Genomic DNA, 22,569 nt, shown 5'->3' with positions numbered 1-22,569 from the left:
TGAGAGGAGACTGTGCAATGTATGGTGTAATAATTAACGACCAGGAACAGGAAGAGATGGAGTACTTATTAAAAAGGGAAATGGAAGAAATTATCTTCGATCTTGGTGACCACCGGATTGATCCTGAGATAAAAAGTGCTATGGGAAACAGATATGAGGTTTTGTTCCAGTTATTTAGGAGGTTTGCAAGCCAGGAGGAATGCTTGCAATATATGCCGAAGAAGAAAAAGCAGAACTGATATAGTTGGGATTTAAAGGGATAGTCCATTGATTCATTGAATTATTTAAAGACGAAGGGAAAGACAGCTGTTGAAGTGGTTTGGCCTCGTAATTATCTAAAGGATGCTGGGTTATTTCCACTACTGTAGCTGATGCTAGCCACTTAAAGATGCTTTTTTCTAGGATAAAACTCGGAAATTCCTTTCGAATTTTATAAATGGTTTACCTTTCTACTTAAGCATTTTTGGAAGGAGTTCAAAGAAAAAACAAGAAATTTATCAAAAGTTATTGCACTACCTTTTCATTCTATGCTATATTATTAAACGTTGTCGGGAAAGACAGCACACGCAATATTGTCTTTCAAAAGGAAATAATTTTATTGAGAAAGTTATTGACTTTATAACGCAGACATGGTAAATTAGTTCTTGTCGCTAAAACGACAAACAAAACATTTTGATCTTTGAAAACTGAACGAACCAACCAGTACGTCAACATATTCTATCTATTATATAGAGAGAATTCAAACAAGCACATTCGGTGTGCAAATGAGCAAGTCATTCTCAACTTTTATGGAGAGTTTGATCCTGGCTCAGGACGAACGCTGGCGGCGTGCCTAATACATGCAAGTCGAGCGCAGGAAGCAAGCAGATCCCCTTCGGGGGTGACGCTTGTGGAATGAGCGGCGGACGGGTGAGTAACACGTGGGCAACCTGTCTGTAAGATCGGAATAACTCCGGGAAACCGGGGCTAATGCCGGGTAATCCTTTCTCTCGCATGAGGGGAAGGTAAAAGATGGCTTCTCGCTATCACTTACAGATGGGCCCGCGGCGCATTAGCTAGTTGGTGAGGTAACGGCTCACCAAGGCAACGATGCGTAGCCGACCTGAGAGGGTGATCGGCCACACTGGGACTGAGACACGGCCCAGACTCCTACGGGAGGCAGCAGTAGGGAATCTTCCGCAATGGACGAAAGTCTGACGGAGCAACGCCGCGTGAACGATGAAGGTCTTCGGATCGTAAAGTTCTGTTGTTAGGGAAGAACAAGTACCGTTCGAACAGGGCGGTACCTTGACGGTACCTAACGAGGAAGCCCCGGCTAACTACGTGCCAGCAGCCGCGGTAATACGTAGGGGCAAGCGTTGTCCGGAATTATTGGGCGTAAAGCGCGCGCAGGCGGTTCCTTAAGTCTGATGTGAAAGCCCACGGCTCAACCGTGGAGGGTCATTGGAAACTGGGGAACTTGAGGACAGAAGAGGAGAGTGGAATTCCACGTGTAGCGGTGAAATGCGTAGATATGTGGAGGAACACCAGTGGCGAAGGCGACTCTCTGGTCTGTCTCTGACGCTGAGGTGCGAAAGCGTGGGTAGCAAACAGGATTAGATACCCTGGTAGTCCACGCCGTAAACGATGAGTGCTAGGTGTTAGGGGGCTTCCACCCCTTAGTGCTGAAGTTAACGCATTAAGCACTCCGCCTGGGGAGTACGGCCGCAAGGCTGAAACTCAAAGGAATTGACGGGGGCCCGCACAAGCGGTGGAGCATGTGGTTTAATTCGAAGCAACGCGAAGAACCTTACCAGGTCTTGACATCCTTGGACCGCCCTAGAGATAGGGTCTTCCCTTCGGGGACCAAGTGACAGGTGGTGCATGGTTGTCGTCAGCTCGTGTCGTGAGATGTTGGGTTAAGTCCCGCAACGAGCGCAACCCCTAATCTTAGTTGCCAGCATTAAGTTGGGCACTCTAAGGTGACTGCCGGTGACAAACCGGAGGAAGGCGGGGATGACGTCAAATCATCATGCCCCTTATGACCTGGGCTACACACGTGCTACAATGGATGGTACAAAGGGCAGCGAAGCCGCGAGGTGTAGCAAATCCCATAAAACCATTCTCAGTTCGGATTGCAGGCTGCAACTCGCCTGCATGAAGCCGGAATCGCTAGTAATCGCGGATCAGCATGCCGCGGTGAATACGTTCCCGGGCCTTGTACACACCGCCCGTCACACCACGAGAGTTGGCAACACCCGAAGTCGGTGGGGTAACCTTTTTGGAGCCAGCCGCCGAAGGTGGGGCCAATGATTGGGGTGAAGTCGTAACAAGGTAGCCGTATCGGAAGGTGCGGCTGGATCACCTCCTTTCTAAGGAACTATGCAAGGCAACCCCTTTCTCTTACGAGAACACCGGGAAGCTGCCGCATACGGAAGGCGTACATGGTTGGTTGTTCAGTTTTGAGAGATCAAAGGAATATGATCTTGATGAATGGGCCTGTAGCTCAGCTGGTTAGAGCGCACGCCTGATAAGCGTGAGGTCGGTGGTTCGAGTCCACTCAGGCCCACCATTCTTCAACGGGGCCTTAGCTCAGCTGGGAGAGCGCCTGCTTTGCACGCAGGAGGTCAGCGGTTCGATCCCGCTAGGCTCCACCATATATAAACCTTTAAAACACAAAGATACTATTGTGTTTTATAAGTAACCCTATAAACGGGATGAACCTTGAAAACTGGATAAGATTAATCAGAACGTGGCGATCTTCTTCTGATAGAGGACGACACGGAATGACAAGACATCAAACATCAATTTTTTAACGTCTTTTCACGACGATAATAGTTAAGTGAATAAGGGCGCACGGTGGATGCCTTGGTACTAGGAGCCGATGAAGGACGGGACTAACACCGATATGCTTTGGGAAGCCGTAAGTAGGCTATGCACCGAAGATTTCCGAATGGGGAAACCCCCTGCTCGTAATGGAGCAGGATCCTTTACTGAATACATAGGTAAGGGAAGGCAGACCCGGGGAACTGAAACATCTCATTACCCGGAGGAAGAGAAAGCAAACGCGATTTCCCAAGTAGCGGCGAGCGAAACGGAATCAGCCCAAACCAGAAAGCTTGCTTTCTGGGGTTGTAGGACACTCCTTTGGAGTTACAAAAAAAGAGGATAGATGAATCGATCTGGAACGATCAGCCGGAGCAGGTAAGAGCCCTGTAGTCGACATCTTCTTTTCTCCGGAGTGGATCCTGAGTACGGCGGAACACGAGGAATTCCGTCGGAATCCGGGAGGACCATCTCCCAAGGCTAAATACTCCCTAGTAACCGATAGTGAACCAGTACCGTGAGGGAAAGGTGAAAAGCACCCCGGAAGGGGAGTGAAAAAGATCCTGAAACCGTGTGCCTACAAGTAGTCGGAGCCCATTGATGGGTGACGGCGTGCCTTTTGTAGAATGAACCGGCGAGTTACGACCGTCTGCAAGGTTAAGCTAAAGCAGCGGAGCCGCAGCGAAAGCGAGTCTGAATAGGGCGAAGCAGTAGGCGGTCGTAGACCCGAAACCGTGTGATCTACCCATGTCCAGGGTGAAGGTCAGGTAACACTGACTGGAGGCCCGAACCCACGCAAGTTGAAAATTGCGGGGATGAGGTGTGGGTAGGGGTGAAATGCCAATCGAACACGGAGATAGCTGGTTCTCTCCGAAATAGCTTTAGGGCTAGCCTCAGAATAGAAAGTCTTGGAGGTAGAGCACTGATTGGACGAGGGGCCCCTACCGGGTTACCGAATTCAGTCAAACTCCGAATGCCAACGACTTTGTTCTGGGAGTCAGACCATGGGTGATAAGGTTCATGGTCGAAAGGGAAACAGCCCAGACCGCCAGCTAAGGTCCCAAAGTGTGTGTTAAGTGGAAAAGGATGTGGAGTTGCTTAGACAACCAGGATGTTGGCTTAGAAGCAGCCATCATTGAAAGAGTGCGTAATAGCTCACTGGTCGAGTGACTCTGCGCCGAAAATATACCGGGGCTAAACACACCACCGAAGCTGCGGATTGATCCGAACGGATCAGTGGTAGGAGAGCGTTCTAAGGGCTGCGAAGTCAGACCGTAAGGACTGGTGGAGCGCTTAGAAGTGAGAATGCCGGTATGAGTAGCGAAAAAAGAGTGAGAATCTCTTTCACCGAAAGCCCAAGGTTTCCTGAGGAAGGCTCGTCCTCTCAGGGTTAGTCGGGACCTAAGCCGAGGCCGAAAGGCGTAGGCGATGGCCAACAGGTTGATATTCCTGTACCGCCTCCTTTCCGTTTGAACGACGGGGGGACGCAGGAGGATAAGGAGAGCGCACCACTGGATGTGTGCGTCCAAGCAGTAAGACGGTCGAGACAGGCAAATCCGCTCGGCAACGTCAAGCTGTGATGGGGAGGGAATTTAAGTACCGAAGCTCCTGATTTCACACTGCCAAGAAAATCCTCTAGTGAGGAAAGAGGCGCCCGTACCGCAAACCAACACAGGTAGGCGAGGAGAGAATCCTAAGGTGAGCGGGAGAACTCTCGTTAAGGAACTCGGCAAAATGACCCCGTAACTTCGGGAGAAGGGGTGCTCCTCTGCCGAGGAGCCGCAGTGAAAAGGCCCAAGCGACTGTTTACCAAAAACACAGGTCTCTGCGAAGCCGTAAGGCGAAGTATAGGGGCTGACACCTGCCCGGTGCTGGAAGGTTAAGGGGATGCGTTAGCGCTCTGCGCGAAGCGTTGAACCGAAGCCCCAGTAAACGGCGGCCGTAACTATAACGGTCCTAAGGTAGCGAAATTCCTTGTCGGGTAAGTTCCGACCCGCACGAAAGGTGCAACGACTTGGGCACTGTCTCAACGAGAGACCCGGTGAAATTATACTATGCGTGAAGATGCGCATTACCCGCGACAGGACGGAAAGACCCCGTGGAGCTTTACTGTAGCCTGATATTGAATGTTGGTACAGCTTGTACAGGATAGGTGGGAGCCTGAGAACCCGGAGCGCTAGCTTCGGTGGAGGCGCTGGTGGGATACCACCCTGGCTGTACGGACATTCTAACCCAGGACCGTGATCCGGTTCGGAGACAGTGTCAGGTGGGCAGTTTGACTGGGGCGGTCGCCTCCTAAAGAGTAACGGAGGCGCCCAAAGGTTCCCTCAGAATGGTTGGAAATCATTCGCAGAGTGTAAAGGCACAAGGGAGCTTGACTGCGAGACCTACAAGTCGAGCAGGGACGAAAGTCGGGCTTAGTGATCCGGCGGCACCGTATGGAAGGGCCGTCGCTCAACGGATAAAAGCTACCCCGGGGATAACAGGCTTATCTCCCCAAGAGTCCACATCGACGGGGAGGTTTGGCACCTCGATGTCGGCTCATCGCATCCTGGGGCTGTAGTCGGTCCCAAGGGTTGGGCTGTTCGCCCATTAAAGCGGTACGCGAGCTGGGTTCAGAACGTCGTGAGACAGTTCGGTCCCTATCCGTCGTGGGCGTTGGAAATCTGAAAGGAGCTGTCCTTAGTACGAGAGGACCGGGATGGACACACCGCTGGTGTACCAGTTGTTCCGCCAGGAGCATCGCTGGGTAGCTACGTGTGGACGGGATAAGTGCTGAAAGCATCTAAGCATGAAGCCCCCTTGAGATGAGATTTCCCCTTACGCCAAGTAAGTAAGATTCCTCAGAGACGATGAGGTCGATAGGTCCGAGGTCGAAGCGTGGTGACACGTGAAGCTGACGGATACTAATCAATCGATGGCTTATCTATATTAAAAAGCGGAGACGACCGTTTACGTCCGCTGGGCTAAGTGAGCTCACGTAAAGGCTTTGGTTTTTCAGCCTTGAAGAGAGATCGCTTAGAACATGAGGACTTGGGAGTCGGAGCTAGATTGTCAAACGTTAGAATATGATGTTGGTCTTGGATGTCTTATCCAGTTTTGAGGGTTCACCTCATAACCTATGATGTGGTGGCGAGAGCGAAGAGGTCACACCTGTTCCCATGCCGAACACAGCAGTTAAGCTCTTCAGCGCCGATGGTAGTCGGGTCGATCCCCGTGAGAGTAGGACGCGGCCACGTCAAGTTTTAAAATCATATTATTCCACCGTAGCTCAGTGGTAGAGCAATCGGCTGTTAACCGATCGGTCGTAGGTTCGAATCCTACCGGTGGAGCCACTTGCTTCCATAGCTCAGTGGTAGAGCACTTCCATGGTAAGGAAGGGGTCGCCGGTTCAAGTCCGGCTGGAAGCTCTGAAGAAGTATTTTATGGCCCGTTGGTCAAGTGGTTAAGACACCGCCCTTTCACGGCGGTATCACGGGTTCGAATCCCGTACGGGTCACCATTTTAAATTTCGAATGGGAGGATTAGCTCAGCTGGGAGAGCACTTGCCTTACAAGCAAGGGGTCGCAGGTTCGAGCCCTGCATCCTCCACCATTTTTGCCGGCCTAGCTCAACTGGTAGAGCAACTGATTTGTAATCAGTAGGTTGGGGGTTCAAGTCCTCTGGCCGGCACCATAAACGTCCATTATTATGTGGAGGGATAGCGAAGTTGGCCAAACGCGGCGGACTGTAAATCCGCTCCCATCGGGTTCGCAGGTTCGAGTCCTGCTCCCTCCACCATTTTACTTTTTTATTGAGTATTTATAGGTATAAGATATGTGAACTGGTACATACTAGATTATATAATGTTGGGCCATAGCCAAGCGGTAAGGCAACGGTTTTTGGTACCGTCATGCGCTGGTTCGAATCCAGCTGGCCCAGCCATTTTATTTTTTAATAGCGAGTAAGGCTTTTTTTATTTGTAGAAAATCAAAAAGCTCTTTTTACTAGAGCCATTAGCTCAGCTGGTAGAGCATCTGACTTTTAATCAGAGGGTCGGAGGTTCGAGCCCTCCATGGCTCATCAAAAACGGATATTGCTTTTTGCAACGTCCGTTTTTTTAACATTTATTTTTATATATAACATTGGGGCCTTAGCTCAGCTGGGAGAGCGCCTGCTTTGCACGCAGGAGGTCAGCGGTTCGATCCCGCTAGGCTCCACCAATACATATAATTTAGAAGCTGACGTCATAATAGATGTCAGCTTTTTTTTTCAACAGTAGTGCCCAGCCTGCTTTAGCTTTATCAAATAACCAATTTAATATGGAATGATTCTGATCTTACACGTAACCGTGTACTTTCTGAAAGTTATGCACACACCAGAGTAAAATATCATAATTGTGATGGTTCATCATATGTGTGATAGCTTTAACAAGGGAGGAAGCATAAATGAAAGCTATTTTTTTAGATCGTGATGGTACCCTCGGCGGTTCAGACCAAATCGAATATCCAGGGGATTTTAGTTTATATCCAGGGGTGCAGGAGAAACTACAGATAGTGCAAGTGGAAGGTATCAAACTTTTTTCTTTCACAAATCAGCCTGGCATCGCTAAGGGGCTGGCCACAATGGAAAGCTTCCGTGAAGAGTTGTATGGGTTTGGCCTGGATGGAGTATATGTCTGCCCGCACCTCCCGGTTGATCAATGCAATTGCCGGAAACCAATGATAGGTATGATTGAGCTGGCTTGTCGTGATCATGGGTTACTTCCGAGCGAATGTTTTGTAATTGGCGATCGTTTGAAGGATATGATGGCTGCTTGGCAAGCTGGATGTATGAGTATCCTCGTGCAAACAGGATCGGGTAAGGAATCTCTTAAAGAGTGGAAGCAATTAGATAAGCGTCCGACCATTAACTTCATTGCTGAAGATATTATTCATGCATTAGACTGGCTTACACTGGGCAAATAACGTATATATATGCAGAAAGATGTTCAGTTGAGTCATTCATATGAAACCATCTACAATTAAAGTAAGGAATAAAGGAGGAAACTTATTATGAATAAACAACTTTCAATTATTGGCGTACCGATGGATCTAGGCCAAATGCGCAGGGGCGTCGATATGGGGCCGAGCGCCATCCGCTATGCTGGAGTCGTTGAGCGTCTGGAGAATTTAAAGTACACGATTGAGGATTTAGGCAATATCGATATTCCACTTCCAAGTAAAAAGGACGATAATAAGTTAGACAACCTTCGTAATTTAAATGAAATTACAGAGGGCAGCCATCGTTTAGCTGTTGCTGTGGATGAAGTAGTGGAAAAGGGGAATTTTCCACTCGTCCTAGGCGGTGATCATAGTATCGCAATGGGTACATTAGCTGGCCTCTCGAAACATTATGATAATTTAGGTGTGATTTGGTATGATGCTCACGGAGATTTAAATACGGGTGACAGCTCACCATCAGGCAATATTCACGGGATGCCGTTAGCGGTCAGCCTTGGTATTGGTCATGAAAAGCTAACAGGTATTCTTGATTATGAGCCAAAAATTAAACCTGAAAATATTGTGATTATTGGCGCTCGCTCTCTAGATGAGGGAGAAAGAGTACTGATTAAGGAAAAAGGCATTAAAGTATATAGCATGCATGAAGTAGATCGTATGGGGATGACACAGGTCGTTCAAGAATCTATCGCTTACTTAAAGGACCATACAGATGGTGTTCATTTGAGCTTGGATTTAGATGGGTTGGACCCTGATGAAGCACCAGGTGTAGGTACACCGGTAATGGGTGGATTAAGTTATCGGGAGAGCCACTTGGCTATGGAGATGTTGTACCAATCCGAAATGATCACATCCGCAGAGTTTGTAGAGGTGAATCCAATTCTGGATGAGAAAAATAAAACTGCAAATATGGCAGTAGGCTTAATGGGGTCATTATTTGGAGAGAGTTTAAAGTAATTTGAGGAATTAGGAGCAGCTTACCTCTTGTGGGGTGAGTTGCTTTTGTTTTATGTTCTCAAACTCATTTAATAAGCAATCAAGCTTTACACTAATCCGTATAACACTTTCAGAGGTTAGTGAATTTTCACAGGCCAGTCTACTCATCTCCTTTCTACAAGCTTCGATTTCTTCAAGTAATTTGACTTCGTATCCCATTCTCCCCGCCTCCTTTGGAAAAAACTTTCATTTATTTTTTCTACTACCCTTTTTAATATATAATAAACATATTATTAGTTAAAGGAAAATTTTTATCAAACTTTTGAAACCTTTAGGTATTGTCATTCGTATTAGAAAAACAACCGCAAATGGCGGAGGTATAGTAAATGGAAACGATGATTAGACAAAAGATTAAAGCAGTAAGGAAAGGTGACCAATCAGCTTTCGAGGATATAGTATCCTTTTATCAAAATAAAGTTTACTATATTTGTTATCGGATGATTGGGAATGCATATGAAGCAGAAGACCTTGCTCAAGAGGCCTTTATTCGAGCATATACGAATATTCATACGTTTGATGAGCGGCGAAAATTTTCTACCTGGTTATATCGTATCGCAACTAACTTAACGATCGATCGAATTAGGAAAAAGAAGCCTGACTATTATCTCGATGCTGAGGTGAGAGGAACGGATGGATTAGATATGTATTCTCAATTGGCGATTGATCAAGCGTCGCCAGAGGAAGAGGTGGAGAGTTTAGAGTTACAAAGCTACATTCACCGTGAGATTCTGGCCCTGCCCCCTAAGTACCGTAGTGTCATTGTATTAAGATATTTAGATGAACTGGCGCTTCAGGAGATTGCGGAGATTCTGGACATTCCTGTAGGGACGGTTAAGACAAGAGTTCACCGGGGCAGGGAAGCCTTGCGTAAGAGGCTTCGACATGTGTAAAGGAGTTGAGGGAATTGAATTGCAATAAAGAAGCTGTGGCGCTTATGCATAAATATTTGGATGGTGACTTAGTTAAAGAAGAAGAGAGACGACTGCGTGATCACTTACAAGCTTGCCCATCCTGTCAGAACCATTTCCATGAGCTGAAACGTTCGATTACATTGGTGAAAAATGCCGGACCTGTAACGGCACCTTCAAATTTCACTGCCAGTGTGATGTCCAGCCTTCCTAAAGAGAAAAAGAGAAGGAATTACGTACGCTGGTTACAAAGGCATCCAATGATTACAGCGGCTGCTGTATTTTTTATATTAATGTTTAGTGGCATCTTCTCCGCCTGGAATCAGGACCATCAAGTTACCGTATCTAAGCAAGATGATTTAGTGATTCGAAATAATACGGTTATCGTGCCTGATGGAGTGACTGTCGATGGTGATTTAGTCGTTCGCAATGGCGATCTCAAAGTCGATGGTAAAATTAACGGCGATATCACATTAATTAACGGTGATATCGTAACGGATACCGGTATTGGTGATATTACGAACGGGAAGAAATATCAGGCGTATGTCAGCGGGGAGATACATGAGGTTAACCAAGTGTTTGAGTGGATGTGGTATCATATGAAAAAGTTCACAACAGATCTTTTTTCTTTTGAATAAGCAATGACAGTGACCACTATGAATGGCTCATAGTGGTTTTTCTGGTCCACCGTATGGGGGAGGTAGTTTAGTGTTGGTACATCGCCTCGGGCTTAGTCGTAGCGTGACCAGCGGATCTTAGTTAGGCTTCCACTACCCGTATTTTAACGGAATTTCCTATGTCAACCAGTCTTATAATATTTTCAAAAGTAAAAGTATGATATAATAACATAGGCTATGGCAATTTTTTATAAAAGGAAGTGTAGGCATGCTTGATGGGGGAAATGATGTATTAGATTATCTATTAATAGCAATTGATATCGCCCTTGTCTGGTTTGTTGTATATAAATTAATCATGCTTATCCAAGGAACGAAGGCCGTTCAGCTGTTGAAAGGGATCTTCGTGATACTCGGTATATGGTTATTGAGTAACTTAACTGGACTGACCACACTAAGGTGGCTGATGTCACAAGCAATGACTTGGGGTTTTCTTGGTATTATTATTTTGTTTCAGCCCGAACTAAGGAGAGCTCTTGAACAACTAGGGCGCGGCAGTTTCTTTAGCCGGACGTCCGCAGAAGAGGAAGATAAGGAAAAGTCGATTCAATCGATTATTAAGTCGTGCAATTATATGGCGAAGCGGCGTATTGGTGCTTTAATTACGATTGAACGTGAAACAGGGATGGGTGATTACGTTGAAACGGGAATTGCTGTCGGCGGGCACTTGTCGAACGAACTTTTAACAAACATATTTATACCAAACACTCCGCTCCATGATGGGGCAGTGATACTTAAAGATAATGAAATTGTGGCGGCTGCCTGCTATTTACCTTTATCTGAAAGCCCGTTTATTTCAAAAGAACTAGGCACGAGACATAGGGCGGCAATGGGAATCAGTGAAGTGACGGATGCCCTTACGATTGTCGTATCAGAGGAAACCGGAGCGATTTCCTGTACAAAAAGTGGTGAGCTACACAGAGACTTGAATCAAGAAACGCTAGAAAGTATTCTGAGAAATGAGCTTGACTTTGGATCCAAAACCCCTGCCTCAAAATCATGGAACTGGAGGGGGAAAAAGAATGGATAATTTATTTAGGAATCGGTGGTTCATTCGAATTATCTCATTGCTCTTAGCCGTGCTCTTATGGGTTTCTATTAATATTGATGACAGTATGGATTCAGAAGATCAATGGTTAGGTGAAGGTTCTTCCGAGATGGAAATTATGAATAACGTTCCCATTGAAGTTCGTTTTGATAGCGAGCAATATGTTGTAAGTGGATTGCCTCAGAACGTTGTGGTCACTGTTGAGGGTTCGAACAGTGCCATAACCCCTGTCGTCAGGCAACAGAGCTTCACGGTATATGCTGATTTAACTGATTTAGGACCCGGTACACACGAAGTATCTCTTCAACACACAGGGATAACGAGCAATCTAACTGTCAATATTGACCCCAAAGAAGTCGAAGTGACAATCGAGGAGAAAGACAGCAAGGATGTTGGGGTGAACGTGGACTATATTAATGAGAATGAGATTGAAAATGAATATGTGATAGGGGAAGCCAAGGTTGATCCAGAACAGGTCACCATCACAGGGTCAGCAAGCGTGATTGACCGTGTTGCTCTTGTCCAAACGATTATTGATGTCGGATCAGCTGAGGGTACAATTGAAGATGTGGAAGCACCCGTGAAAGTCTATGATGCACAAGGGAATGAGCTGAATGTCTTGTTAGATCCATCAACGGTTGAGGTAACCGTCCCTCTTACCAAACCAAAGAAGACGGTACCGGTTTCAGTTACACCACAAGGAGGAGCACCTGAAGGGGTTATTATTGATTCTATCACGACAGAGACGGAGGAAGTGGTGATCAGTGGTCCTAAGGATGTGCTTGCTCAGATAGATACCTTAAGTGACATACCAGTCGATGTGACAGAGATTTCTGGGGATCAGACAGCGGAAATTGAAATTCCGTTGCCAGAGGGAGTCAATAGTGTTGATCCTAAAAAAATAGAAGTTGAAATAATTGTAGACCAACAAGCGCAATAGATAAATGGAGAACGAATAATAGGGGATTAGGAAAGAGAGGTTGCTGTTATGGGTAAATATTTTGGAACAGATGGAGTCCGTGGTGTTGCAAACAAAGAGCTTACACCTGAGTTTGCTTTTAAACTGGGACGTTTTGGCGGCTATGTACTGACTAAAAACGTCCAAAGACCGAAAATATTAATCGGACGAGATACACGTATTTCAGGTGAAATGTTTGAAGGAGCACTTGCTGCTGGACTTCTATCAATTGGTGCAGAAGTCATGCGCCTGGGTGTCATTTCTACTCCTGGAGTAGCTTACTTAACAAAAGCTCTTCAAGCTGAAGCGGGTATCATGATCTCCGCTTCACATAACCCCGTTGAGGATAATGGAATTAAATTCTTCGGTCCTGACGGGTTTAAATTAACAGATGCTCAGGAACAGGAGATCGAAGCACTGATCGATGGGGAAGAGGATACATTACCTCGTCCATCAGGGGCCGACCTTGGTCAGATCAATGACTACTTCGAAGGTGGTCAGAAATACATGCAGCATCTGAAGCAAACCGTAGATTTCGAGTTTGAAGGATTGCATATTGCTCTTGATTGTGCGAACGGGGCTACATCATCACTAGCTTCCCACTTATTTGCGGATCTGGAAGCAGATATATCATCTATTGGTTCCTCTCCAGACGGATTGAACATTAACAAAAATGTTGGATCAACGCATCCAGAATCACTGCAGCAACTCGTCAAGGATAAGAATGCAGATATAGGACTAGCTTTTGACGGCGATGGCGACCGCTTAATCGCTGTCGATGAAAAAGGCAGCATCGTTGACGGTGACCGGATCATGTATGTTTGTGCTAAATATATGAATGAAAAGGGAACATTAAATCATTCAACTGTAGTCTCAACAGTCATGAGCAATCTTGGCTTTTACAAAGCGGTTGAAGCTCAAGGTATGAAGAGTGATAAAACAGCAGTAGGTGACCGTTATGTGATGGAAGAAATGCGCCGTGGCGGCTATAACCTTGGCGGTGAGCAGTCTGGACACATCATTTTCCTAGATCACAACACAACAGGTGACGGCATGCTGACAGCCCTTCAGCTTGTCAATGTAATAAAAGAAACCGGAAAACCATTATCAGAACTTGCAAATGAAATGGAGAAATTTCCTCAAGTTCTGAAAAATGTCCGCGTTATTGATAAGCAGCGGGTTCAAACCCATCCACGTATTCAAGAAGCGATCCAAGTTGTCGAAGAAGAAATGGGTGAGAGTGGCCGTGTGCTCGTACGTCCATCTGGAACTGAACCGCTTGTCCGTATCATGGTCGAAGCACCGACAGAAGAACAATGTGAAGGGTATGTTCAAAAGGTTGTTCAAGTCGTTGAACAGGAATTAGGAATGAAAGAATAACGAAAGCTCTTGCGCAGGAGGCACAGGTTTACCTCCTGCGCATACTTTATTACATACGATTAACAATAGGGCAACAACTAAAATAATAATTGACCAAATCAGCCGATGTCGGGTAAAATGAAGATTGGCTTGAGAGATTTAGCGAAGCAGGTTTCCTGTACTCGTTAAATTGAAGCAAGACCGTTATTCAACTACATGAAGGAGGAACGTAAGGTAATTTGTTCATAAAGCGCCAGGGCTGTGATCGAGCGAAGAGACACAGTTGACGAGGAGGAGAATCATCGATCTTTCGGCGGATATCTCCCGGTTGCTTCACTTCAACCGCACGTTTATGTGTTAAACCAGAGAGGCGACTCTTTGTCCAAACCACATGTACAAAGTGAAACAAAAAATGGTAACGGGAAAGGGGTAATCGACTGCCCCTTATTAAAGGTTGTCGTTTACTCCTTTCTCCTTAGGAGGATAACAACTATGTGTGGAATTGTAGGATATATCGGACAAAAAGATACGAAGGAAATTTTGCTGAACGGATTAGAGAAACTTGAATATCGAGGCTATGACTCTGCCGGAATTGCAACACTTAATAAAGACGGTGTAAATGTTTCAAAAGTGAAAGGGCGGATTGCTGCATTAAGAGAAGCGGTAAATGAGAACGTCCATGCAACGATGGGAATTGGGCACACTCGCTGGGCGACACACGGTGCTCCCAGCCGAGAGAATGCGCATCCGCATCAAAGTACGACAGAGCGATTCACAATCGTTCATAACGGGGTAATCGAGAACTATATGGATGTTCGCGATCAGTACCTAGCTGATGTGGAACTTCAAAGTGAAACAGATACAGAAATTATTGTTCAGTTGATTGAAGTTCTTAATAACGACCTTAACGACGTGGCGGCAGCTTTCCGTAAAGCTGTTGAACTGCTGACAGGTTCTTATGCGATTGCCCTTATGGACAGTGAAGACAGCGAAACCATTTATGTAGCGAAGAACAAGAGCCCATTGCTTGTCGGCCTTGGCGACGGCTTTAATGTCGTAGCTAGTGACTCAATGGCTGCACTTCATGTTACAGACCAATTCCTTGAGCTGATGGATAAAGAAACAGTCATCCTCCGTCGTAACGGAGTAGAAATTTTAGACCCTAACGGTGAAAAGGTGTCTCGTGAACCGTTCACAGCTGAAATCGATGCCACAGACATTGAAAAGGGCACATATCCTCACTTCATGCTCAAAGAAATCGATGAACAACCGTTCGTTATTCGCAAAATTATCCAAGAGTATCAGAACGACAACGACGAAATCAAACTAGATCCAGAGATCCGCGAAGCGATGAAAGCATGTGACCGTATTTATATCATTGCAGCAGGCACAAGCTACCACGCTGGTCTTTTAGGTAAACAGTTTATTGAAAAATTGGCAAATGTCCCAGTAGAAGTTCATGTTGCTAGTGAGTTTTCTTACAACATGCCGCTTCTTTCTGAAAAGCCATTGTTTGTTTACATTTCTCAAAGTGGGGAAACGGCAGACAGTCGTTCTGTCCTAGTTCAAACGAAAAAATTAGGCCATCCAGCCCTAACAATTACAAACGTACCTGGATCAACCCTTTCCCGAGAAGCGGATTACACGATGCACCTGCATGCAGGCCCGGAGATTGCCGTAGCATCAACCAAAGCCTATACAGCACAAATGGCGGTACTCGCTATTCTTGCCGTTGATACGGCCCGTGCAAAAGACATCGAACTGGATTTTGATCCAATGCAAGAATTAGGTATAGTTGCTAATGCGATGGAAGCTTTAACAGATCAAAAAGAAGATCTTGAAAAACTGGCGCGTGACTACTTGTCAGTGACTCGCAACTGCTTCTTCATCGGCCGTGGCATCGATTATTATGTAGGCTTGGAAGGATCACTTAAGCTAAAAGAAATCTCCTACATCCAAGCAGAAGGATTTGCAGGAGGAGAGCTGAAGCACGGGACCATTGCCTTAATTGAAGAAGGTACACCTGTTGTCGCACTCGCAACGCAGGAGAAGGTGAACTACTCCATCCGTGGAAACGTGCAAGAGGTAGAAGCACGTGGTGCCAACAGTATGATCATCAGCATGAAAGGTCTCGACAAAGAAGGGGATGCATTCGTCATCCCACATGTCCATGACTTGCTTACGCCGCTTGTGTCTGTTGTCCCGCTGCAGCTTATTTCTTATTATGCAGCGCTTCACCGTGATTGTGATGTTGATAAGCCGAGAAACCTAGCGAAGAGTGTGACAGTTGAGTAATCTTTCTGCATAGAAGACACGACTTGATCAGATACAAGAAAGCTAGTAATCGAAATGTATCTTAAAAGACCTTAACTTAGAAACTAAAGTTAAGGTCTTTTTTAGATAAAGGGAGAGATAAATTAATCGAGTAGGATGAAAGTTTAGTTAAAGCATTCAATAATATAGCCATAGAGGAATTTGTAGTATCATTTTAAGTCTAACTCAAATACTCGGCAATATTATGATAATATAAATAGCATAGGAGAAAAGATGATTGAGGAATCATAATCATCTATCATTGAACTATATCAGAGGGGTGAAGTTATGTTTAGGGAATCTGACTTTCCAACAGAGGAAAACAAGGAACAATGGATAAGGAAACGTAATAAGAAACTGGAAGAAATGGGACAATATTTTCAGAGATATTTCCATCTAACAAAGGTTAGAGAGAACGATAGTAGCTATGAGGTACAAGGTTACGTTTATCACCCAGGGTATGGTGAGATTAAAATGGCGTTTGAGTTTACCTATGAGAATGTGGCTAAATTCACAGATTTGTTTGAGGAAATAGAAAATAAATAATGGTGTAGTTTTGTGAATGACTAAAAGCTATGAAACAGAATATCGCACAAAAGAATCCTAACTAAACGTTTATAGTTAGGATTCTTTTGTGCGATAGGAGTTTGGAAATCCCTGCACTTGGAGTTTGCACCTAAACAAGGGATTCTTGTTCTGGGTTGTGTTTTGCAGTATTTTCAATGATATGCACGTTTCTTGTGAACCTTTGTCTTAATTCACAAATTTCCTCTTTATTATAGTAATATCTATATTACTATAATCCAAAAGAGTTAGGGAGTGATTGAAGTTACTTTACTAAGGAAATTACCAATCTCTATATTCATGAGCCTTGTACTCATTATGTCGTTCGCCTCAACGGCACTAGCGGATAAGCCCCACGATTATGAACAAATACCGGCCGGCTTCCAAAGTGATTCCTTTGAATTTGAAGGATATGAGAGAACCTTCCAGTATTATGTGCCAAGTTCTTATAGTGGAAAGAAATCAGTTCCGCTTATGCTCTCTTTTCACGGGAGAGGTAGTAATTCAGATGGACAAATTGGATTAACCGGGTTTGAAAAAGTAGCGGAAAAAGAAGGATTTATTGTAGTATTTCCCGATAGTACTGAAATAGATGATGGAAACTTGACAGCACCGAGCCATCGTTTTCAATGGAACGATGGGAGAACAGATACACCTCAGTATCGGGCAGGGGTAGATGATGTGGCGTTTACTTCCGAGCTAATTGATTACTTTGAAGAAAAATTCAATATTGATCCAAGCCGGATATATGCGAGCGGGATGTCTAATGGTTCTATCTTTTCTAATCGATTGGCCGTAGAATTGTCCGACCGCATTGCTGGAATAGGGGCAGTAACAGGGCCACTAGCCCCATCAATAGCCGAAAAAGCTCCAAAGGGGCCAATTACAGTTGTTCTGTTCATGGGGGATCAGGACCCTATTGTGCCATATAATGGTGCACCTAGTGTACTTCTGGGTGCAGAATCTACTGTAGATTATTGGGTTGAGGCAAACGACACGGCTTCGAAGCCGAGAGTCACTTATTTACCTCAGACAGCAGAAGGTGATCCTACGAAAATCCGCCGTGAGGTTTATAGTGGTGGAAAGCACGGTACAGAGGTTATCTTCTATAAGATGGAAGGAGCAGGTCATACTTGGCCGGGTGGACCACAATACTTACCGCCAGAGTATATCGGCCTTGTATCTAATCAAATCAATGGGAGTCAATTAATTTGGGACGAGCTTAAAACACATAGACTCCCAGGTGCAAAAAGCCAAGGTAAACAGTTGCAATTAGCGGAGTCACTTTTAGATAGTAAACAGCACTTTGCCGTTCCTTATAGGCCAAAGAACTAAGTCCGTTTTCTAATAAGGGTTTCACCTAAAGTCCCGTAGCCTAGATGTAGGGGAGACACATAAAGAATATGATAAAAAGACGCGACATTTTTAAATGTCGCGTCTTTTTTGAGATAATCCGGCGCTCAGGAGAGATCTTAACTTAAAAACCGGTGGGCCAGTTAGCTAGTTTTCTTTCACTTTTACTCCCATTATTCACACAGGAAAATTCTAGTGCCTGGCATAGAAATTTTCTAGTATCACTCGGATCAATCACATCATCAATAAGATGTTTGGAGGCCGCTTTATAAGGAGAACTATCGAATGCCCAGCTCTCTAATAATTTTTTTCTATCTTCTTTTGGGTTTTCCGAATGCTGTAGCTGCCGTCCATATACAACATTGACACCGACTTCAGGGCCTGTAAAGTTAATTTCGGCTGTTGGCCAGGCAACAACAAAGTCAGCTCCCATAGAAGGTCCGCACATATTTCCGTAGGCCGCCCCAATACTTTTACGGATGATCACGGACAATTTAGGAACAGTGGATTGGGCTAGTGCTTGATTCCATACCATTATTTTGGTTGGGACCTTTTCTTTTTCTGCCTCCATACTAATTCGGAAACCAGGGGTGTCGTGTAAGAAAACTAAAGGAATATGATAGGAGTCGCATAAACAAATAAAGTCGGCCGCTTTTTCACATTCTTGAACTCCGGCAGCACCAGCATATTTATTTGGTTGATTGGCGACGATTCCAACGACCTTTCCGTTCAGATGAGAAAGGACAGTCAGCAATGCTGGTCCGAACATGGGTTTATATTCAAAAAACTCTCCATCATCTACTATTTCGGCAATGATTTTGTTCATATCATACACTCTATTATTTCGCTTGGGTAGAACGTTAAGGATGTGCTGTAATGAACGATTCGGGTCATCTTTTGTTGGTTTAGTTGGTGGCTCTTCCTCCGCATTTAAGGGCATATATTGAAAAAAATCCTTTACTTGTTGAATGCACTCTTTTTCCGAATCACCAACCTTGTCCACTTGACCAGTTGAATTCATATGAACGTTCCAGCCACCTAAATCTTCTGTTGATACCTTTTGTCCATTTGCCATCTCAAGCATGCGGGGTCCAGCCACAGCCATACATGTTCCCTTTAATTGTGAAACAAAGTCAGAGGAGACGCCGGTCCACGTCGGACCACCATAACTGTCTCCCAGTATTGCACTGATTAAAGGTACCTGTCGTGAATGGACGAGCATTTCTTGGGGGAATAGCATATCACTAATGCCGTCTGATCCCATCCCGTCTGGCATTCGCAGCCCTCCACCTTCATTTAAATGAAACATAGGTAAGCCGCGCTTCAATGCATAAGTGTGTAGCGCTTTAGCTTTTCGCATATGGACAGTCCCCTCGGTACCTGCAAACACGGTTTTATCACCAGCTTGAACGACAATAGGTCTCCCGTTTACTTTTGCTATACCCCCAATTAATCCGTCACCAGAGCTTTTCATTTCAGCTTCATCTAACTCCGAAAAGTTCAAGGCTCCAAGTTCAAGAAAAGAGTCGGGGTCGACTAGTAATTCGATTCTTTCTCTGGCAGTATAGAAACCTTCCTGATGCTGTCGATTGATTTTATCAACTCCACCATTTAATTTGGCCTTTTCCTTTCGTTTGTTTAAATCTTCGACCGCTTCCATTACAGGATTCTTATCATAATCTTTCATACCAATATCACCTTTCCGCTTCTAATCTTTGAGCTTTCTTCGTAACACCTTACCGGAGCTTGTAGAAGGTAATTCTTCACGAAATTCTACACATCTTGGATACTTGTAGGCCGCCATTTTGTCTTTAGCCCAATCGATCATCTCTTGTTCCGTAACTTTGCCTGCAATAGAAGGTTTTAACACGATAAAAGCTTTGACACTTTCTCCGCGGACTTCATCTGGAACCCCAATGACAGCACTTTGCAAAACACCCTCGTGTTCATTTAGTAAGGATTCTACATCTTCCGGAAATACACTGTATCCAGAGCATTTAATCATTTCCTTGATTCGTCCAGAAAAGAATAAATACCCTTCTTTGTCCAACATACCAATATCTCCTGTATGCACCCAACCGTCCTTGAGTGTCTCCGAGGTTGCCTCAGGTCTATTTAAATACCCTTTAAATACACCCGGATTCTTTATAACGATTTCTCCTTGTTCATCAGGTGGCAGGACTTCGCTAGTGAAGGGGTCTAGAATTTTTATTTGTGTTTCATAGGTCGGTATCCCGCAGCTTCCATATTTAATATGGTCTACGGGCATAAAGGTGTCACATGTATGCGTTTCACTTAATCCATAAGCTGCTTCATAAAGTAAGCAGCCATCGGTAATATGACTCCACTTCCTCGCTAACTCTTTAGTAACCGGTATACCGAAACTTGTTGCCAGGTTTCTTTTTAAAGAGGTTAGGTCTCTTTGTGCTACCTCAGGGGCATTTATTATCGCGGCATTCATTGGAGCTATGCTATACCAAGTGGTAATCCGATATTTTTCAATAGCAGATATGGCAGCTTCAGTGTCAAATCTAGTTAGCAGTACACACTCACATCCACGATATACTGGTAAATTTACTCCCATTACCATACCGGCGATATGACAAAGTGGGGCAACGGCTAAAGCTCTATCGTCCTCTTTTACTTGATTCACCTCAGAAGTGGCGGCAGTCTTAAATAGAGCGCTTACAAAAGGGAGCATGGCTGCTTTCGGTCTTCCAGTAGTTCCAGAAGTGAATACCATCAAGCCAATATCTTCCCAAATGTCTATTGGAGACGACTCACTTATGGGAGCTGTATGATCTAAAATTTCTTTCATATCAGCGGTATCGTCAAAGTTATGTTTGTCTTCAATCAGTTCGCGAGGGAGAGGAAGCGTAGGATGTTCAGGTAGATAGTCAGCATAGCATGTTGTGACGATAAATTGTAAGGTTGAGGTGGGACGATTGATATTTGTAAGGCGTTCGTATAGCTCCTGACCAGCAATGACTCCTTTTACCTCTGCCTCGTTCAGTACATATTCAAGTTCTGATTCTTTGTACATAGGATTAATAGGGACAACAATCGCAGCAAGTCGACCTATTGCGTAATGTGCAATGATATACTGTGGGCAATTTTGCAAATAAAGTCCGATTCTATCTCCCTTTTGAACTCCGCGATTTTTTAAGAAGCCGACAAAACGGTCAATTTGTAAACCAAATTCCTTCCAGCTAAGTTTTCGACCATAAAAATTATATGCGTTTTTTTCAGGCTTTTTTTTGGCATTCTCTTTAACGTATTCATGTAGAGGTCTTTCTCCTAAGCGATAGGATAAACTTTTAGGTAAGCTACTTGGCCAATACTTGTTTACCGTTTCCTCCAACTTTTCAACCTCCTTATTAGTGACGAGCTCATTAAGTGATGATACTGACTAGTCAGTATGTGTATTGTCTTAATCATACTATTCTTAAGTGGTTTCATACAAGTATTAACAAAATTCAGACTAATTTTATATTCATCTTAAGCTTTCTAATGAGGGATGAGCAGCATTTCGATTATTGTTTTCACGGTTTATCGGCGTCTAGTACATCTTATTTCACAATAAAAAATTGCTAATAATCATGTTCTCCATCTATAATGAAATTAGATTTGTTACCAGATTAAAGTCACCATTTTACAAAAAAGGGGAATGAAAAAATGGTATTAGATCCGCAAGTGAAAGTTTTACTTCAACAAATGGAAGCGGCTGGGGCTCCACCTTTAGAAAGTTTACCCCCGGTGTATGCACGCCAGGCGTTTCAAGAGCTAGAAGCAAATTCGGCTGAACCACAGGAACCTGTTGCTAAAGCTGAAAACCGATCTATTCCAGGACCAAGTGGGGATATAAATGTAAGGGCTTACACACCTGAGGGGGCAGGGCCACACCCTGCCCTTGTGTTTTATCATGGCGGAGGATGGGTGATCGGAAATCTGGATACCCATGATAATGTATGTCGTGCCCTAACAAATCTGGCAAAATGCGTCGTTATCTCAATCGATTACCGTCTCGCACCGGAGCATAAGTTTCCAGCAGCTGTTGATGATTGTTATGCGTCGGCCCAATGGATAATTGAACACCCTTCTGAGTTCAACATTGATGCCTCCAAAGTCGCCGTCGGTGGAGATAGTGCAGGGGGAAATCTGTCAGCAGTCATTTGCCATTTGGCTAAGGAGCGGGGAACCTTAAATTTGGCCCATCAGCTGCTTTTTTACCCGGCCACAGATTTCACAGCAGAAACCCCATCAATGCGGGAAAATGCAGAAGGTTACTTTCTTACAAAAGGGAGCATGCTTTATTTTCGCGATCATTATTTGCGAACATCTGAGGATGCTGGAAATCCCCTAGCTTCACCATTTTTAATAGATGATCTCTCAGAACTGCCCTCGGCAACGGTCATCACAGCTGAATATGATCCACTCCGTGATGAAGGGAAGCCTATGCCCATCGTTTAAAAGAAGCTGGAGTTCCCGTTACTCTTGAAAGGTACGATGGGATGATCCACGGATTTGTCAGCATGGCGGATAAGTTGGATCAGGGGAAAAGAGCTTTGGAACAAGCAGGTCATTTGTTACGTTCTGCCTTTGATAAATAGAA

General features: G+C 44.7%; 14 protein-coding genes, 11 tRNA genes, 3 rRNA genes and 1 pseudogene. 26 read left to right on the top strand and 3 right to left on the bottom strand.

Translation table 11 applies throughout. From position 1 onward, the window contains the following. Positions 1–17: 17 nt before the first annotated feature. The 17 genes from MUO15_RS12960 (at position 18) to rocF (ending at position 8,741) form a co-directional block, all read left to right on the top strand. The gene (locus MUO15_RS12960; protein ID WP_245029740.1) at positions 18–239 is read left to right on the top strand and encodes a hypothetical protein; all 222 of its coding nucleotides are present in this window, start codon (positions 18–20) and stop codon (positions 237–239) included. Positions 240–785: 546 nt separating this feature from the next. Continuing rightward, positions 786–2,351: ribosomal RNA gene (locus MUO15_RS12955) — 16S ribosomal RNA — on the top strand. Between the two features lie 123 nt (positions 2,352–2,474). After that, a tRNA-Ile gene (locus MUO15_RS12950) sits at positions 2,475–2,551 on the top strand. 9 nt (positions 2,552–2,560) lie between these two features. Continuing rightward, a tRNA-Ala gene (locus MUO15_RS12945) sits at positions 2,561–2,636 on the top strand. Between the two features lie 179 nt (positions 2,637–2,815). Continuing rightward, positions 2,816–5,735 (top strand): 23S ribosomal RNA (locus tag MUO15_RS12940). Positions 5,736–5,930: 195 nt separating this feature from the next. Further along, positions 5,931–6,044, top strand: a 5S ribosomal RNA gene (gene rrf, locus MUO15_RS12935). Together the 16S, 23S and 5S rRNA genes with 11 tRNA genes alongside form the textbook arrangement of a ribosomal RNA operon. A 21-nt stretch (positions 6,045–6,065) precedes the next feature. Continuing rightward, positions 6,066–6,140: transfer RNA gene (locus MUO15_RS12930), tRNA-Asn, on the top strand. Between the two features lie 3 nt (positions 6,141–6,143). Continuing rightward, positions 6,144–6,215 (top strand) — tRNA-Thr (locus MUO15_RS12925). 17 nt (positions 6,216–6,232) lie between these two features. Continuing rightward, positions 6,233–6,307, top strand: a tRNA-Glu gene (locus MUO15_RS12920). A gap of 16 nt (positions 6,308–6,323) precedes the next feature. After that, positions 6,324–6,399, top strand: a tRNA-Val gene (locus MUO15_RS12915). Positions 6,400–6,404: 5 nt separating this feature from the next. Then, positions 6,405–6,480: transfer RNA gene (locus MUO15_RS12910), tRNA-Thr, on the top strand. 19 nt (positions 6,481–6,499) lie between these two features. Next, a tRNA-Tyr gene (locus MUO15_RS12905) sits at positions 6,500–6,585 on the top strand. Positions 6,586–6,654: 69 nt separating this feature from the next. After that, positions 6,655–6,729 (top strand) — tRNA-Gln (locus MUO15_RS12900). 65 nt (positions 6,730–6,794) lie between these two features. Next, positions 6,795–6,867: transfer RNA gene (locus MUO15_RS12895), tRNA-Lys, on the top strand. A 64-nt stretch (positions 6,868–6,931) separates the two neighbouring features. Beyond that, a tRNA-Ala gene (locus tag MUO15_RS12890) sits at positions 6,932–7,007 on the top strand. Between the two features lie 225 nt (positions 7,008–7,232). After that, entirely contained in the window at positions 7,233–7,751 is a 519-nt protein-coding gene (locus tag MUO15_RS12885) for an HAD-IIIA family hydrolase (protein ID WP_245029739.1), read from the top strand. Between the two features lie 87 nt (positions 7,752–7,838). Next, positions 7,839–8,741 (top strand): arginase, encoded by a 903-nt coding sequence (gene rocF / locus MUO15_RS12880; RefSeq protein WP_245029738.1) that lies wholly within the window; start codon positions 7,839–7,841, stop codon positions 8,739–8,741. Positions 8,742–8,750: 9 nt separating this feature from the next. On the opposite strand, the gene MUO15_RS12875 is transcribed toward rocF, so the two are convergent. Then, on the bottom strand, positions 8,751–8,939 hold the full coding sequence (locus MUO15_RS12875; protein ID WP_245029737.1) for an aspartyl-phosphate phosphatase Spo0E family protein: 189 nt from the start codon (positions 8,937–8,939) through the stop codon (positions 8,751–8,753). Positions 8,940–9,106: 167 nt separating this feature from the next. Between MUO15_RS12875 and sigW the strand changes: the two genes are divergently transcribed. The 8 genes from sigW to MUO15_RS12835 all read left to right on the top strand — a co-directional run bounded on the left by sigW (position 9,107) and on the right by MUO15_RS12835 (position 17,939). Further along, positions 9,107–9,670, top strand: coding sequence for an RNA polymerase sigma factor SigW (sigW, locus tag MUO15_RS12870; protein ID WP_245029735.1), 564 nt, complete (start codon positions 9,107–9,109; stop codon positions 9,668–9,670). Between the two features lie 14 nt (positions 9,671–9,684). After that, positions 9,685–10,326, top strand: a complete 642-nt coding sequence (locus MUO15_RS12865; protein WP_245029733.1) for an anti-sigma factor family protein — start codon at positions 9,685–9,687, stop codon at positions 10,324–10,326. Positions 10,327–10,573: 247 nt separating this feature from the next. Beyond that, a complete protein-coding gene (gene cdaA / locus MUO15_RS12860) occupies positions 10,574–11,392 on the top strand; it encodes a diadenylate cyclase CdaA (protein ID WP_245029731.1) in 819 nt (272 codons plus the stop codon). Then, positions 11,385–12,350: a CdaR family protein gene (locus MUO15_RS12855; protein ID WP_245029729.1), complete on the top strand. Its 966-nt coding sequence runs from the start codon at positions 11,385–11,387 to the stop codon at positions 12,348–12,350. The genes cdaA and MUO15_RS12855 overlap by 8 nt, the downstream gene beginning before the upstream one ends. Before the next feature lie 48 nt (positions 12,351–12,398). Then, a complete protein-coding gene (glmM, locus tag MUO15_RS12850; RefSeq protein ID WP_245029727.1) occupies positions 12,399–13,748 on the top strand; it encodes a phosphoglucosamine mutase in 1,350 nt (449 codons plus the stop codon). A gap of 471 nt (positions 13,749–14,219) precedes the next feature. Then, on the top strand, positions 14,220–16,022 hold the full coding sequence (glmS, locus tag MUO15_RS12845) for a glutamine--fructose-6-phosphate transaminase (isomerizing) (protein WP_245029725.1): 1,803 nt from the start codon (positions 14,220–14,222) through the stop codon (positions 16,020–16,022). 306 nt (positions 16,023–16,328) lie between these two features. Continuing rightward, entirely contained in the window at positions 16,329–16,586 is a 258-nt protein-coding gene (locus MUO15_RS12840) for a hypothetical protein (protein WP_245029723.1), read from the top strand. A 273-nt stretch (positions 16,587–16,859) separates the two neighbouring features. Next, positions 16,860–17,939, top strand: a complete 1,080-nt coding sequence (locus MUO15_RS12835) for a CE1 family esterase (protein WP_245029721.1) — start codon at positions 16,860–16,862, stop codon at positions 17,937–17,939. A 142-nt stretch (positions 17,940–18,081) separates the two neighbouring features. On the opposite strand, the gene MUO15_RS12830 is transcribed toward MUO15_RS12835, so the two are convergent. Together MUO15_RS12830 and MUO15_RS12825 are read right to left on the bottom strand one after the other, a co-directional pair. Continuing rightward, positions 18,082–19,644 carry an acyl-CoA carboxylase subunit beta gene (locus tag MUO15_RS12830; protein ID WP_245029719.1) on the bottom strand — a complete coding sequence of 521 codons (1,563 nt, stop codon included), beginning with the start codon at positions 19,642–19,644 and terminating at the stop codon, positions 18,082–18,084. Positions 19,645–19,665: 21 nt separating this feature from the next. Next, on the bottom strand, positions 19,666–21,318 hold the full coding sequence (locus MUO15_RS12825) for an AMP-binding protein (protein WP_245029717.1): 1,653 nt from the start codon (positions 21,316–21,318) through the stop codon (positions 19,666–19,668). Positions 21,319–21,632: 314 nt separating this feature from the next. Here MUO15_RS12825 and MUO15_RS12820 point away from each other — a divergent pair. Continuing rightward, positions 21,633–22,567, top strand: a pseudogene (locus MUO15_RS12820) (alpha/beta hydrolase). The last annotated feature ends 2 nt before the right edge of the window (positions 22,568–22,569 follow it).

Origin of the sequence: Halobacillus amylolyticus (assembly GCF_022921115.1) — a bacterium.
Lineage (GTDB): Bacteria > Bacillota > Bacilli > Bacillales > Halobacillaceae > Halobacillus_A > Halobacillus_A amylolyticus.
The sequence above is the reverse complement of the archived record's forward strand: the minus strand, read 5'-3'. Positions and strand labels throughout refer to the sequence as shown.

Coding starts and splice junctions, on each gene's coding strand:
- MUO15_RS12830 (WP_245029719.1), bottom strand. CDS start 19,644: ATGAAAGATTATGATAAGAATCCTGTAATGGAAGCGGTCGAAGATTTA.
- MUO15_RS12855 (WP_245029729.1), top strand. CDS start 11,385: ATGGATAATTTATTTAGGAATCGGTGGTTCATTCGAATTATCTCATTG.
- MUO15_RS12840 (WP_245029723.1), top strand. CDS start 16,329: ATGTTTAGGGAATCTGACTTTCCAACAGAGGAAAACAAGGAACAATGG.
- sigW (WP_245029735.1), top strand. CDS start 9,107: ATGGAAACGATGATTAGACAAAAGATTAAAGCAGTAAGGAAAGGTGAC.
- glmS (WP_245029725.1), top strand. CDS start 14,220: ATGTGTGGAATTGTAGGATATATCGGACAAAAAGATACGAAGGAAATT.
- rocF (WP_245029738.1), top strand. CDS start 7,839: ATGAATAAACAACTTTCAATTATTGGCGTACCGATGGATCTAGGCCAA.
- MUO15_RS12960 (WP_245029740.1), top strand. CDS start 18: ATGTATGGTGTAATAATTAACGACCAGGAACAGGAAGAGATGGAGTAC.
- cdaA (WP_245029731.1), top strand. CDS start 10,574: ATGCTTGATGGGGGAAATGATGTATTAGATTATCTATTAATAGCAATT.
- MUO15_RS12885 (WP_245029739.1), top strand. CDS start 7,233: ATGAAAGCTATTTTTTTAGATCGTGATGGTACCCTCGGCGGTTCAGAC.
- glmM (WP_245029727.1), top strand. CDS start 12,399: ATGGGTAAATATTTTGGAACAGATGGAGTCCGTGGTGTTGCAAACAAA.
- MUO15_RS12875 (WP_245029737.1), bottom strand. CDS start 8,939: ATGGGATACGAAGTCAAATTACTTGAAGAAATCGAAGCTTGTAGAAAG.